We start from the raw sequence: 13,777 nt of genomic DNA on the forward strand, positions 1-13,777 counted from the left end.
GCGGACCTGTCCGCGAAGAGGCCGGTACATCCGCGCATCTTCCGGGTGCGGAATACCGAATCGCGGGCAAGCGCGCTACTACAGATTGGTGTCATGCCCGCGGGCTTTGGTGATCATCACCCTGCTTCGCGTCACCGCGCCTTGGCTTTCGATTCTGGCCGAAGGCCGTGGGAGCTGGCTTGTCCTGCGATGGGCTGCGAAGCGGCCCTGAAACCAGACGCCCGAGGTGTGTCAGTCGAAACCGCATCCAGAGGTTTTGCTGCCGCTTCGCGGTCGAGCGCGACCCCGGCAGATCGCGGGACAAGCCACGCTCCTACGCCTTTGGCAGAAGCCAATCGCTGATCTCCTGCCGATCACCTATCTGGTGGGAGCGGACCTGTCCGCGAAGAGGCCGGTACATCCGCGCATCTTCCGGGTGCGGAATACCGAATCGCGGGCAAGCGCGCTCCTACAAGATCTGGGCGTTGGCGAATAGCCCGTGGGAGGGAGCTTGCTCGCGAAGGCAGCCCGGCAACGCTTCTGGTTAAAGCCGACCATACTCCCGCGCCGTGCGGTCCACGGCGATGCGGGTTTTGTCCACCAGTTCATCCAATTCCCTGCGGGTGGCGACCAGTGTCGGGGCCATGATCATGCGGCCCAGGGTGGAGCGGATGATGACGCCTTCTTCGAAGCCGATGGTCCGGCAGCGCCAGGCGATGTCGTTCTCGTTGACGAAGCGCTTGCGGGTGGCCTTGTCTTCGGCGAACTGCAACGCCGCCACCAGGCCGACCCCTTGCACTTCACCCACCAGCGGATGATCGGCAAACACCTCCCGCAGGCACTGCTGCAGATAGGGCCCGGTGTCGTCGCGGACCTGGGTGACCACGCCTTCGTCGCGCAACGCCTTGAGGTTGGCAATCGCCACCGCCGCCGCCACCGGGTGCCCGGAGTAGGTCAGGCCGTGGGCGAACATGCCGCCTTTTTCCACCAGCGCCTCGGCCATGCGCCGGGACAGGATCAGGCCGCCCATGGGGATGTAGCCGGAGGTCAGGCCCTTGGCGATGGACAGGGTGTCCGGCTCGAAACCGAAGGTCTGGTGGGCGAACCATTCCCCGGTGCGGCCGAACCCGCCAATCACTTCGTCGGCGCACAGCAGCACGTCGTACTGGCGGCAGATGCGCTGGATTTCCGGCCAGTACGTGTCCGGCGCGATGATCATGCCGCCAGCGCCCTGGAACGGCTCGGCGACAAACGCTGCGACCTTGTCCGCGCCCAGTTCCAGGATCTTTGCTTCCAGCTGGCGCGCCGCCCGCAGGCCGAATGCTTCCGGGGTCAGGTCGCCTTCGTGGGCGTACCAGTACGGTTCGTCGATGTGCGCCACGTCAGGAATGGTGCCACCCATGTCATGCATGAACTTCATGCCGCCCAGGGCCGTGGCCGCAAGGGTCGAGCCGTGATAACCGTTCCAGCGGCCGATCATGATCTTCTTTTCGGGCTGGCCCATGACCTGCCAGAACTTGCGCACCGTGCGGATCAGCACCTCGTTGGCCTCGGAGCCGGAGTTGGTGTAGATCGCGTGGCTGTAGTGATCGGGCAACAGGCTGAACAGTAACTCCGACAGCTCGATGACCGCCGGGTGGGTGGTGTGGAAGAACATGTTGTAGTAGGGCAACTGTTCCAGCTGGGCACTGGCGGCGGCCGCCAGGTCCTTGCGCCCGTAACCGAGGTGGGTGCACCACAGGCCGGACATGCCGTCCAGGTACTGCTTGCCGTCGTTGTCCCACAACGCCAATCGGTCGCCGCGCACCATCACCCGCGGGCCTTCTTCGTTCAGCGCTTTCTGATCGACGAACGCGTGAATGTGATGGGCCGCATCACTGGCCTGATAGTCACGGGTGGAGCGGCCTGGCGTGGTTTCAGCGGACATGGTGTTCTCCTGTGGGAAGCGCCGCGCATGCAAGGGGAGCAGGGCGGGACCTGATAGTATTTGCTACCAAAAAATATTTTTGTAAAGAAAACATTTTGCGGCGCAAATAATTGTCCGTAGGCTGAGGCGCTATCCCGTAGGATCAACCGGGCTGAACGAACAGGACGCCATGACAGGACTGAGAGAGCGACAAAAAGAGCAGCGGCGCCAAGTAATTGCCGATGCCGCGCTGGAGCTGTTCAAGACCAACGGCTTCGAAGCCACCACCCTGGAGCAGATCGCTAATCAGGCTAGTGTGTCGGCGCCAACGGTGGTCAATTACTTCGGCGGCAAGCAGGACATTCTGCTGGCGCTGCTCAAGGCACCCGACGAGCAGGCCATGCGCGAGGCGCGGGCCACACTGGATGCAACAGGCAATCCGTTGGACGCCTTGTGTGAGTTCGAAGGCCTGATGACCACCTACCAACTGCGCGCCATGCCGTCTGCGCTGTGGCGAGAACTGGCGCCGTTCCTGTTCACCGGGGACCTTGCGCACTCTCTGGAGCCGTGGAATATCGCCGTCATCGAGGAAACCAAGGCCCTGCTGCTGCACTATCAGCAGCAGGGCGTGTTGAAGGCGTCGGTGGACATGGACGTGGCGGCCACGGTGTTCAATCAGTACGCCAACATGGCGTTCATCCGCCTGGCGACCGAGACCACGCCCGACCGCGAGGCCCACGCCCGGCACATGCGCAGCTTCCTGACGCTGATGTGCCACGGCATGCTTGAGGGCTGAATTCGCACGCTGCCCGGCCTGTGATCATTGAGGCCCGGCCAGGCGCATCGACACCGGCGCACCAGCGCTTTCCCGCCAGCTCAAGCTTTTTCCTGCCTTGCGACGACATAAATCATAATTTCGCTCCCCCGTGTATCTGAACAGAATGCTGCAAACCGCCTCTGGGAAGGACACAGACATGTCAGTTGGAAAACTAGAAATCGATACGCTCGTTGTGGGCGCCGGGCAGGCAGGCGTCGCGATGAGTGAGCATCTGAGCCGACTGGGCGTGCCTCACCTTGTCCTGGAACGCGCCCGCATCGCTGAAGCCTGGCGCACCGGACGCTGGGATTCCCTGGTGGCCAACGGCCCGGCCTGGCATGACCGGTTCCCCGGCCTTGAGTTCGACGACCTCAGCCCCGACGGCTTTGCCCCCAAGGAGCGCGTGGCGGATTACTTCCAGGCCTACGCCAGGAAATTCAACGCGCCGATCCGCACCGGCGTTGACGTGAAAAAGGTCGAGCGCAACGTCGGCCGTCCGGGCTTTACCGTTGAAACTTCCGACGGCGTGATCGAGGCCCAGCGCGTGGTGGTGGCCACGGGGCCGTTCCAGCAACCGGTGATCCCGCCAATTGCACCGAAAGACGCGCGGCTGACGCAAATCCATTCGGCGCAATACCGCAATCCGCAGCAGTTGCCCGAGGGCGCGGTGCTGGTGGTGGGCGCCGGTTCATCCGGGGTGCAGATCGCCGATGAGCTGCTGCGCGCTGGCCGTCAGGTGTACTTGTCGGTGGGGCAGCATGACCGGCCGCCGCGTGCTTACCGCAACCGGGATTTCTGCTGGTGGCTGGGTGTGCTGGGCGAATGGGATGCATCGACCATGAAGCCGGGCAGGGAACACGTGACCATTGCCGTGAGCGGTGCCCATGGCGGTCGCACGGTGGATTTTCGGGGCCTGGCCCATCGCGGCATGAACCTCGTCGGGCTGACTCGCTCATTCGACAACGGCGTGGTGAGCTTCCAGCCGGACCTGGCCGACAACCTCAACCGGGGCGATGAAAATTACCTGGCGCTGCTGGATAAGGCCGATGCGTATGTCGCGCGCAATGGCCTGGACCTGCCACTGGAACCTGAGGCGCGCCAGCGGTTTCCGGAGCCGGAATGCGTGACCCATCCGCTGCTTGAGCTGGACCTGGCGGCTGCGGGCGTGACCACTATCATCTGGGCCACCGGCTTCGCCACCGATTACAGCTGGCTGAAAGTCGACGCCTTTGACGCCAACGGCAAACCGCAGCACCAGCGCGGGGTGTCGACTGAATCCGGCATCTACTTCCTCGGCCTGCCGTGGCAATCCCGCCGGGGTTCCGCATTCATCTGGGGCGTGTGGCACGACGCCAAATACGTCGCCGACCAGATCGCCATTCAGCAAAGCTACCTCGGGTATCGCGACGCTGCGCAACGGCAGAGCGAAGTCACAGAACCCGTCGCAGGGTAACGGGCAATCGCGATTTTGTAGGAGCTGCCGAGGCACGAAGGCTGCGATGGCACTGTGTCAGATGTACCGCATCGCAGCCTTCGCACGGGTTCGGCAGCTCCACAAGATTTACGCGTCCATCTGTCTGGCGCAAAACCGTGGGAGCGGACCTGTCCGCGAAGGGGCCGGTACATTCGACACCTCTTTTTCGTCAATAAATAGCTTTCGCGGACAGGTCCGCTCCCACAGATCTGTGCTCCGTGCACAGACTTGCCATTACCGCCGATCATTGTAGGAGCGCGCTTGCCCGCGATGACGTTCTGTCAGCTTGCACACCGGTGACTGACCCACCGCAATCGCGGGCAAGCGCGCTCCTACAGATCGCGACCCATTCCACGTTTATCCGCCAGCTTTCTCGCCCAGTGGGAATCCTGCTCCCAAACCGGGAAGAGTCTCTTATAGTGCAGACATGAATGACTCCGGACTCAAAAGCATCGTCGACCGCGTGCTCCAGGTGTTGGCCTGTGTGGCCAAGGCCGGCCAGCCCATCGGCGCCAAGCGCATTGCAGCGCAGGTCGGTATGCCGCTCAGCACGGTCTACCGCCATCTCGCGGCCCTGAAGAAATGGGGCCTGCTGCAAGAGCACATGACCACCGGCCTCTATGAGCCCGGCGCCACCGGCGTGCAGTTGGCTTGGGGCTTCGATCAGACTTCCAATCTCATCAACCAGAGCCGCGACGAACTCGCCGCCCTGGTGGAGCGCACCGGCGAAAGCGTCGGTCTGCTGGTCCACAGCAACGGGCAAATGGTCTGCATTGCCATGGAGGAGAGCAGCAGTTCCCTGCGCTGTTCCTTCACCAAGGGCCGCACCCATTCGATGATGCAGGGCGCGTCGGCCAAAAGCCTGCTGGCATTTCTGCCAGAGGAAACCCGCCAACACCTGATCGCCACCGAGCTGGGTCCCTGCGCAAAGAGTGCGGCGCTGGCCAAGGAAATCGCCGCTATCCGCAAGAACGGTTACGCCACCAGCGACAGCGAAGTGGACCTGGGGGTATGGGGCGTCAGCGTCCCGTTGATCTCCCACGATGAAAAACTCGAGGGCACGCTGACGTTGATGGCGCCTTCATTACGCGTTGGCCCACGGGAGGCGGAGTTGATCAGCCTCACCAGAAAAGCAGCCAGCCGTATCTGCAATCGCTTTTAACCTGCCGGTCAATCCTTGTTCTGAACAGCATCAGGACTCACCCTAGCCGAAGGAATCCGTAATGAAAGCCATGAAGTTGTTTGGCCCCCTGGCCGCCGCGTTCGCCCTGACCACCTTGCTCAGCACCTCGGCCCAGGCCGCCGATGACGTGATTCGCGTGGGCACCGACGCCACGTTCCCACCGATGGAATTCGTGCAGGACGGCAAACGCACCGGTTTCGACATCGAGCTGATCGAAGCCATCGGCAAACAGATGAACAAGAAAGTGGAGTGGGTCGATATCGGCTTCAAAGGCCTGATTCCCGGCCTGATCGCCAACCGTTTCGACGTCGCCGCCTCGGCCATCTACATGACCGACGAGCGCAGCAAGGTGGTCAACTTCACCGACTCCTATTACCGGGGCGGCCTGGCGGTGCTGGCGTTGAAGGATGACACCAGCATCAACGTACCGGCCGATCTGGTGGCGGGTAAGAAGGTCTCGGCGCAGGTGGGCACCAAGTCCATCGAGTTCCTGAAAAACAACTACCCCGCAGTGGAAGTGGTCGAGGTCGAGAAGAACCAGGCGATGTTCGACCTGTTGACCATTGGCCGGGTCAACGCGGCCGTTACCGGTCGTCCGGCGGCGGTGGAATACGCCAAGGCGCAGCCCAAGGTTCGCGTGCTGGATCAGGGCCTGACCACCGAGCTGTATGGCTTTGCCGTGCGCAAGAGTGACGGCGAGCTGCAGCAGCAGATGAACGCAGCGCTGAAAACCCTGCGCGGCAACGGCGAATACGCCGCGCTGACGCAGAAGTGGTTTGGCACCACCGTCGAATAACGGGCTTGAAACGTCCGGGGCCCTGGCGCCGGACGCTGCCTGCCGGCGGTCTTCACGGCCTGCCATTCACGTAACAGAAACCGGAGCACACCATGGATCTCGACTTTTCCCCGGTATGGGACGGCTGGCGCGCGCTCGCCTCCGGCACCCTGATCACCATCGAAATCACCGCCGCGGCGCTGGTGCTCGGCTGCGTGTTGGGGCTGCTCATTGGCCTGGGTCGTCTGAACCCCAAACGCCGACTGATCTACGGCTTTTGCACCACGTACCTGACCCTGGTGCGCGGCACGCCGTTGCTGGTGCAGCTGTTCATCCTGTTTTTCGGCCTGCCGCACTTCGGCATTCAGTTGCCGGCGTATGTCTGCGGCATCTTTGGTCTGGGCATCTACAGCGCCGCCTACGTCTCGGAAATCGTCCGTGGCTCCATCCAGTCGGTGGAAAACGGCCAGATGGAAGCCGCGCGTTCCCTGGGCCTGCCGTACAAGATGGCGATGCGCAAAGTGGTCCTGCCCCAGGCGTTCGTGCGCATGATTCCGGCGCTGGGCAACGAATTCATCGCGCTGATCAAGAATTCCGCGCTGGTTTCGCTGCTGACCATCGCCGACGTGATGCACGAGGGCGAGAAAATCATCAGCGTGTCCTACCGCTCGCTGGAGGTGTACCTGGCCATCGCGTTGATCTACCTGGTGCTCACCGGCACCACCACCTTGATCCTGCGCCGCACCGAAAAAATGCTGCGCGCTGACGGGAGAGTGTGATGAGCCAGCCCATCATCGACATCAAAAACCTGAGCAAGTCCTTTGGCAGCAACCAGGTGCTGCACAACATCGATTTCAGCGTGCAGCCTAGCCAGGTGGTGGTGGTCATCGGCCCCAGCGGCTCGGGAAAAAGCACCTTCCTGCGTTGCATGAACGGGCTGGAAACCGCCGAGGGCGGCACCCTGCATGCCTGCGGCCACACGGTGGTGGAAGACGGCCAGATGATGTCCGAAACCAAGCTCGACGCGTTGCGCAGCGAAGTCGGCATGGTCTTTCAGTCGTTCAACCTGTTCCCGCACCTGAGCGTGCTGCACAACATCACCCTGGCGCCCATGGCCCTGCGCAACACCTCCCGTCATGACGCCGACGCCCAAGGCATGCGCCTGCTGGAAAAGGTCGGGCTTGCGCACAAAGCCAACGTTTTTCCCGGCACCTTGTCCGGCGGGCAGAAGCAGCGGGTGGCCATCGCTCGGGCCCTGGCCATGGACCCGAAAGTGATGCTGTTCGATGAGCCGACCTCGGCCCTGGACCCGGAGCTGGTGGGCGAAGTGCTGCAGGTCATGAAAACCCTGGCGGGCGAGGGCATGACCATGATCATCGTCACCCACGAGATGGGCTTTGCCCGGGAAGTGGCCGATGTGGTGGTGGTCATGGACAAGGGCGCTATCGTCGAAGCGGCGCCGCCTGCGCAGCTGTTCACCGCGCCCAGGGAAGCCCGCACCCGCAGCTTTCTGCAAAGCGTGCTGGCCCGCGATGGAGCACCATCGTTGTGAGCGCGGCCCATCACAGCCTGTTCGCCGCCAGCGCGCTGTTGCCGGAAGGCTGGCGCCGCAACGTCTTGCTGCGCTGGAATGCAGCGGGTGATCTGACCCACATCGAGCCGGACGCCACCCCCGGCCCCGGCACTCCGGTGGCCGCCGGCCCGGTTATCAGCGGCATGCCGAACCTGCATTCCCACACCTTCCAGCGGGCCATGGCCGGCCTGACGGAAACCCTGGGCGATCCAGCCGATTCGTTCTGGAGCTGGCGCACGCTGATGTACCGCTTCGCCCAGCGTCTGCAGCCCAAACACCTGCACGCCATCGGCCGTCACCTGTACATCGAGATGCTCAAGGCCGGCTACACCTCGGTCTGCGAGTTTCATTACGTGCACCACGGCGCCGACGGCCAGCCCTACGAAAATCCGGCGGAACTGTCCCAGCGCATCGTCGGTGCCGCGCAGGACGTGGGCATCGGCATGACCCTGTTGCCGGTGCTGTACCAGTACGGCGGGTTCGGCCAGGTCGAGCCTTTGCCCCATCAGCGCCGGTTCATCGCGTCGCCGGAGTGGATCCTGGACCTGCGGCAACGGCTGAAGAAAATCGCGCCGCAAAGCGGCAACCTGCGCTACGGCGTGGCCCCGCACTCCCTGCGCGCAGTGAGCGAGGCATCGCTGACGACACTGGTCGAAGGCCTGCACCTGGATGACCCGCAGGCGCCGGTCCACATCCACATTGCCGAGCAGACCAAGGAAGTGGACGACTGCGTGGCGGTGCTGGGGCAGCGTCCGGTGCAGTGGCTGCTGGACCGTCAGCCGCTGGATGCGCGCTGGTGCCTGGTGCACGCCACCCACATGGACGACGCCGAATACGCGGGCCTGGCGCACAGTGGCGCCACCGCCGGGCTGTGCCTGACCACCGAAGCGAATCTGGGTGACGGGCTGTTCGACGCTCAGCGTTATCTGGCCGCCAATGGCCGTTGGGGCATCGGTTCCGACAGCAACGTGGCGGTCAACCCGTGGTCCGAATTGCGCCTGCTGGAATACGGGCAACGCCTGCTGCATCGACGCCGCAACGTACTGGCCACGCCGCAGGCGCCGGCGGTGGCCGATCGCTTGTTCAGTCAGGCCGTCATCGGCGGCGCGGCGGCCACCGGTCGAGCCGTGGCGGGCCTGGCAGTCGGGCAACGCGCGGATCTGCTGGTCATCGACCCCGATGCTTCAGGTGTGGACCCGAGTACCCCAGGACAAGTGCTGTCCGCGCTGGTGTTCTGCGAACACAACACCCGACCGGTGCGCGATGTGTTTGTCGGAGGGCGACAGGTCATCGACAACGGCCGGCACTGGCTGGAGCACGAGGCGTTGCAGGGGTACAGGGCAACGCTGGCCGAATTGTTGAAGGAGGCCGGTTGATCGCGGTCGGCCTGGGGTAATCTGCACGCCATCCACCTGACCGTCATCAAACGGGAGTCAAAATGTCAGATCGCGAAATCATCGTCCCCGCGTCCATGAAGCTCATCCCGGAACGCATCGGCTATGCCCCCGCCGTGAAAGTCGGGGACACGCTGTTCTGCGCCGGCCAGATCGGTCGAACGCCGGAGCTGGTGGTGATCGAGGACCCCGAGCAGCAGTTCCTCGCCGCCTGGGAAAACCTGCGCATCGTCCTGAGCGCAGGCGGCTGCACCTTCGAGGACGTGGTGGACATGACCACCTACCACGTCGACCTCGCCACCCACATGGAGGTCTTTCGGCGGGTGAAGGATCAGGTGTTCCCCAAAGGCTTGTGCGCCTGGACCTGCCTGGGCGTCGACGCACTGGCACACCCGGCGCTGCTGCTGGAAATCAAATGCGTGGCGGTTCAGCGGCGCGGTATCCCGGGTCCGGGCTGAAATTCCTTTCTCCGTGGAAGCGCCTGGCCTGTAATTGCTGAGGTTCTGTAGGCGCTGCCAAGCCCGTGCGAGGCTGCGATGCGGTGTGTCAGACAGATCGCTATCGCAGCCTTCGGCGGCTCGGCAGCGCCTACACATTCTGGCGTTCGACGCCGCTTCATCGCCAAATGCAAAATCCTGGTGGGAGGGAGCTTGCTCGCGATGCACTGTCGGGTGTTTGTTGATGGCTCCCATGCGGAGCGTGGCTGCAAAGGGTGTGCGGCGGAGGTACTGACTTCTTCGCGGACAGGTCCGCTCCCACGGATTTGCGGCGATCACATCCCTGGAGATGCCAAGCCCGTGCGCCCTGGTGGGGGCGCTGACCTGGCTCAACGACCAACCTTCGCTGGCGCCCCGTGCGGACCCTCTGTTCAACGTCATTGCCGGCGCGATCCTGATCAACCCGCGTCCGGCCGATGCATGAGGGCTACGTCAGGTTCTGCTCGATCCACGCCGCCGCCGTGGTCAGCTCCATGCCGTGCGCACCGTTGAAGGTGTCGCGCTTGTCCCACGCCACCCCCCGGCCCTGGGCGAACACCGCGCGGTACTTGCTCATCTGATCCTCGGGCGCGGCGGCCAACCGGCGTTCCAGCAGGGGCACGTCCCACGCGACGCGCGTCAGTTGGCGGTCGAGCACCGTGTCCAGCGTGTCCGCCAGTTGCCCGTAGCTCAAGGTGTCGCCGGCGACGAACACCACTTGATTGGCCAGGCGCGGTTCGGCGAACAGGATCGCGGCTGTCAGCGTGCCGATGTCTTCCGGGGTGGTCACGGTCACCCGGGTGTCCCAGCTGCCCAGGGCGTGCACGGTGTTGTGGGCCAGGTCCACCACGCCAAACACCGGTTCGAACAGGAAGCTGGTGAACATCCCGGTGGAAATGATCAGCCACTCGGTGGTGCGTTGTGCGCGGAGCAGGTCGCGCACGTCCAGCTGTTCATCGAACAGGTCCTGGGCGCTGCCTCGGCCGATGACGTCGTAGTCCACCCCGAACTGCCACGGCACGTAGCGTTTCACGCCCGCTTCAAGCACGGCCCGGGCGAGCTTGCGTTGGGTGCCTGCGCCAGCGACGAAGCCCACGCAACTGATGACGGTGTCGAAGCCCCCGAAATGGCGGCCCAGGTCTTCCACCGAGTCGTTGATCAGGTCGGCCTGCAGGATCTCGATGCCCAGCGCGTGCAGTGCGTTCAGTTCAGCGCGTTTGCCGGGGTCCGTGCTGGCGACGGTGGACGCACGCAGCAGCACCGTGAGGCTGGCCGCTGTTCCGTTCGCGACGTGGGTGGCCAGTTCGCGCAGGACACACAGGCCCAGTTCGCCGGCGCCCAGCACCAGAATATGCTCGGTTTTAACAGGGTTTTGCGAAGGCATGGCATGCTCCAAAGTGCGGTTGAAGAGGACAGGCGGTTATCCTGTCACCACAGCAACCTGCCCATAAGTAGGCACACCCGTGATCCCGGAGGGGCGGATGGACAACGAAGAGCTGATCAGGCAATCACAGGCCGCGTGCGAAGCGCTGAGTGCCGAAGACGATGGTCTGAAGCGAGAAGTGCTGACCCACGCCGGTAACCGCTGGTCCCTGGGGATCGTTCATACGCTGGGGGTGGAAGGACGATTGCGTCACGCGCAAATTGCCCGGCGCATGAGCGGCGTGAGCCAACGGATGCTGACCCGCAGCCTGCGTCAGCTGGAACGGGACGGGCTGGTGGTGCGCCGGGATTACAACGAAGTCCCGCCCCGTGTGGACTACGAATTGTCCGCGCTGGGCAAGGGCCTGTTGGGGCAGATGATCCCGCTGTGGATGTGGGTCGCGGACAACGCCGAAGGTTTTCGCCAGGCGCGGGTTCGGTATGACACCGAGCAGGTGCTGGAGTAAAAAAGCGGGCTTGGTCTGCACGGCGGGTCAACCCTTTCAGGGCATCGGCAACCCGCGTTTCAACGACGATCGGCACCGTATCGGTGTCCACAACACAAAGAGTCGAGCATGATCGAACGACGGCAGTTCAGCGGTGGGATGCAGGGCAAAAACCTGCGTTATGTGGAAGGGGAGCGCCGTGATCTGTCCGCCCAGGCCCGGGCGGGGTTCCTGCTGCTGGAGCATTTTTCCCTGCCCGCGTTCACCCAGGCGCTGGACACCATCGTCACCGCCAACCTGCTGCGTCCCGGCCTGTTCGTGTCGCGCACCTTCGCCCTGCATGACGGCGAAGTGACCAGCGATCTGGGGCTGGTGATCAGGCCCGACGCGCGGCTTCAAGCCGAAGACCTGCAGGCACTGGATCTGCTGGTGATCTGCGGCGGCTATCGCACGCCGCTCAAGGTCGACCCCGAATTAACCCAGCTGCTGCGCGCCGCCGCCGAGCAGGGGATCGCGCTGGCTGGCTTGTGGAACGGCGCGTGGTTCCTCGGCGTGGCCGGTTTGCTCGACGGGTATCGCTGCGCCATCCATCCCGAGCACCGACCGGCGCTGGCGGAGGTCTCGAAAGTGACCCATGTCACCAGCGAAGCGTTCGTGATCGATCGCGATCGCCTGACCGCGTCGAGCCCGGCGGGGGCTTATCACATGGCGCTGGAGTGGATCAAAGCGCTGCACGACAAGGCGCTGGTGGAAGGCATCGAGGACATCCTGTCGTTCGAAGAATCTCGCTACCGGCGCATCAAACCTTCGCCGCACCTGTCCGTGAGTGCGCCGTTGCGGGAGGTGGTCAAGCTCATGGACGCCAATCTGGAAGAACCGCTGGAGATGGAACAACTGGCCGAATACGCAGGCCGTTCCCGTCGGCAGATCGAACGGTTGTTCAAGGAGCAACTGGGCACCACGCCGCAACGTTACTACCTGGAACTGCGCATCACTGAAGCCCGCCGCTTGTTGCAACACACCGAAATGTCCCAGGTGGACGTGCTGGTGGCCTGCGGCTTTGTCTCGCCCAGCCACTTCAGCAAATGCTACAGCGCCTACTTCGGCTATCGCCCTTCGAAAGAGACGCGGCGGGTGAAGTAGGATGCTTCTGGCCGCACGCTTATCTGTGTAGGCGCGCGCTTGCCCGCGATGGCCATCGTCCTGCCGCCAAAGGATCTCTCGCTCAACCCTCTGCCTGCAAAAAGCGCCCGTGGTGATCCGCAGCCGGCAACCGACACGCGTCGTACCGCCCAAACAATCGATAGCGATTCAGCGCGATTTTGTCGTACAGCCAGTCACGCAACGCACCCGGCACCACTCGCGCCACCGTCAGCCAGCACCATGGGGCGGGGAGCCGGGCCATGATCTGGAACATCGCCTCCGAGCGGATAAACACCTCGCCGTGGGCGATCAGCACGATGGTGTTGAATTTGTCCTGGGGCAGTCCTGCCCACTTCAGCAGCGCCTGGCCTTCGGGTGACTGAACCGCGCCGAGCTTCATCCGGTGCGCGCGGTCGTGCTCGATCACAAACCGCGCCCAGCCGTTGCAGAGCTTGCAGGTGCCGTCGAACAGCACGACGACGTCGTCCGGTGCGAGGAACGGGGCAGGGCGAGTGCTTGGGCTGTTCATGGGGTGACTTCCTATGGGCACGTGCCGTGGCCACGATGGGAGGCGCACGACGGGCTGTCGGGGTTGCGTCGGATTCGCTTGATTTATCAAGGCGTTGATCACGGTCACACGCACTGAACTTCCTTGGACGCCCGCGGCTCGAAGCTAATTCAATTTGTTGACCATTGGAAATGACACGTGCAGAAGCTAATTGGCAGTACCTTGATCCTCGCCGCCGTACTCGGGCTGGCCGCCTGCGATTCGAAGTCCGAAGACAAGGCCCAGGACGCTCAGCAGCACGCCGAGAAGGCGCAGGACAAAGCGAACGACGCGGCGAAGGAAAGTGGCAAGGCGGCCAAGGCTGAAGATGAGTCCAAGGCGGCGGCTGCCGAAGAGAACAAGACCTTCGTGCCGACCAGCGATGTGCCCAAGTCGATTGAGACACCGCCGCAGAAATGAGGCTGAGGGTCTAGCGCTAATCTGCCGATCACGTGGGCCGCTGTAGGCGCTGATGAGCCTGTGCGAGGCTCCGGGGTCGCGCTCGACCGAAGCGGTTTGTCTGATGCTCCTGCGATCGTGTGAATATCCGTTATTGGGGGTGTGGCTGATATCGGTTCCGCCCTTACGGCGGGTCACTTTTGCCAAACGCCGCAAAAGTAACCAAAAGGTCTCGCTCCCGTG

15 protein-coding genes are annotated in these 13,777 nt (G+C 63.5%); 12 read left to right on the top strand and 3 right to left on the bottom strand.

Annotation, left to right across the window (positions count from 1 at the left end; all coding sequences use genetic code 11):
* Positions 1-523: 523 nt before the first annotated feature.
* Positions 524-1,906 (bottom strand): aspartate aminotransferase family protein, encoded by a 1,383-nt coding sequence (locus ABQX22_RS21515; RefSeq protein ID WP_349801885.1) that lies wholly within the window; start codon positions 1,904-1,906, stop codon positions 524-526.
* 169 nt (positions 1,907-2,075) lie between these two features.
* On the opposite strand from ABQX22_RS21515, the gene ABQX22_RS21520 reads away from it, so the two are divergent.
* The 9 genes from ABQX22_RS21520 to ABQX22_RS21560 all read left to right on the top strand — a co-directional run bounded on the left by ABQX22_RS21520 (position 2,076) and on the right by ABQX22_RS21560 (position 10,022).
* Positions 2,076-2,681, top strand: coding sequence for a TetR/AcrR family transcriptional regulator (locus ABQX22_RS21520; protein WP_349801886.1), 606 nt, complete (start codon positions 2,076-2,078; stop codon positions 2,679-2,681).
* Positions 2,682-2,859: 178 nt separating this feature from the next.
* Positions 2,860-4,155: a flavin-containing monooxygenase gene (locus ABQX22_RS21525; RefSeq protein WP_349801887.1), complete on the top strand. Its 1,296-nt coding sequence runs from the start codon at positions 2,860-2,862 to the stop codon at positions 4,153-4,155.
* 448 nt (positions 4,156-4,603) lie between these two features.
* Complete coding sequence (locus tag ABQX22_RS21530; protein WP_349801888.1) at positions 4,604-5,338, top strand: IclR family transcriptional regulator; 735 nt, start codon at positions 4,604-4,606, stop codon at positions 5,336-5,338.
* Between the two features lie 61 nt (positions 5,339-5,399).
* Positions 5,400-6,155, top strand: a complete 756-nt coding sequence (locus tag ABQX22_RS21535) for a transporter substrate-binding domain-containing protein (RefSeq protein WP_349801889.1) — start codon at positions 5,400-5,402, stop codon at positions 6,153-6,155.
* Positions 6,156-6,247: 92 nt separating this feature from the next.
* Positions 6,248-6,913 (top strand): amino acid ABC transporter permease, encoded by a 666-nt coding sequence (locus ABQX22_RS21540; RefSeq protein WP_349801890.1) that lies wholly within the window; start codon positions 6,248-6,250, stop codon positions 6,911-6,913.
* Positions 6,913-7,686 carry an amino acid ABC transporter ATP-binding protein gene (locus ABQX22_RS21545; protein WP_441005316.1) on the top strand — a complete coding sequence of 258 codons (774 nt, stop codon included), beginning with the start codon at positions 6,913-6,915 and terminating at the stop codon, positions 7,684-7,686. The genes ABQX22_RS21540 and ABQX22_RS21545 overlap by 1 nt, the downstream gene beginning before the upstream one ends.
* Entirely contained in the window at positions 7,683-9,083 is a 1,401-nt protein-coding gene (locus tag ABQX22_RS21550; protein WP_349801891.1) for a formimidoylglutamate deiminase, read from the top strand. Before ABQX22_RS21545 ends, ABQX22_RS21550 begins: the two co-directional genes overlap by 4 nt.
* 62 nt (positions 9,084-9,145) lie before the next feature.
* Entirely contained in the window at positions 9,146-9,559 is a 414-nt protein-coding gene (locus tag ABQX22_RS21555; RefSeq protein ID WP_349801892.1) for a RidA family protein, read from the top strand.
* 328 nt (positions 9,560-9,887) lie between these two features.
* On the top strand, positions 9,888-10,022 hold the full coding sequence (locus tag ABQX22_RS21560; protein ID WP_349801893.1) for a hypothetical protein: 135 nt from the start codon (positions 9,888-9,890) through the stop codon (positions 10,020-10,022).
* 3 nt (positions 10,023-10,025) lie between these two features.
* Here the strand turns inward: ABQX22_RS21560 and ABQX22_RS21565 are convergent, their stop codons facing one another.
* Complete coding sequence (locus ABQX22_RS21565; RefSeq protein ID WP_349801894.1) at positions 10,026-10,961, bottom strand: aromatic alcohol reductase; 936 nt, start codon at positions 10,959-10,961, stop codon at positions 10,026-10,028.
* A 97-nt stretch (positions 10,962-11,058) separates the two neighbouring features.
* Between ABQX22_RS21565 and ABQX22_RS21570 the strand changes: the two genes are divergently transcribed.
* On the top strand, positions 11,059-11,466 hold the full coding sequence (locus tag ABQX22_RS21570) for a winged helix-turn-helix transcriptional regulator (protein WP_349801895.1): 408 nt from the start codon (positions 11,059-11,061) through the stop codon (positions 11,464-11,466).
* Positions 11,467-11,574: 108 nt separating this feature from the next.
* Positions 11,575-12,588, top strand: coding sequence for a GlxA family transcriptional regulator (locus tag ABQX22_RS21575; protein ID WP_349801896.1), 1,014 nt, complete (start codon positions 11,575-11,577; stop codon positions 12,586-12,588).
* Positions 12,589-12,670: 82 nt separating this feature from the next.
* On the opposite strand, the gene ABQX22_RS21580 is transcribed toward ABQX22_RS21575, so the two are convergent.
* On the bottom strand, positions 12,671-13,117 hold the full coding sequence (locus tag ABQX22_RS21580) for a thiol-disulfide oxidoreductase DCC family protein (RefSeq protein WP_349801897.1): 447 nt from the start codon (positions 13,115-13,117) through the stop codon (positions 12,671-12,673).
* 177 nt (positions 13,118-13,294) lie between these two features.
* On the opposite strand from ABQX22_RS21580, the gene ABQX22_RS21585 reads away from it, so the two are divergent.
* Complete coding sequence (locus ABQX22_RS21585) at positions 13,295-13,555, top strand: hypothetical protein (protein WP_349801898.1); 261 nt, start codon at positions 13,295-13,297, stop codon at positions 13,553-13,555.
* Positions 13,556-13,777 lie beyond the last annotated feature (222 nt).

The sequence above is a fragment of the Xanthomonas sp. WHRI 1810A genome (assembly GCF_040202885.1).
Classification (GTDB): Bacteria; Pseudomonadota; Gammaproteobacteria; order Pseudomonadales; family Pseudomonadaceae; genus Aquipseudomonas.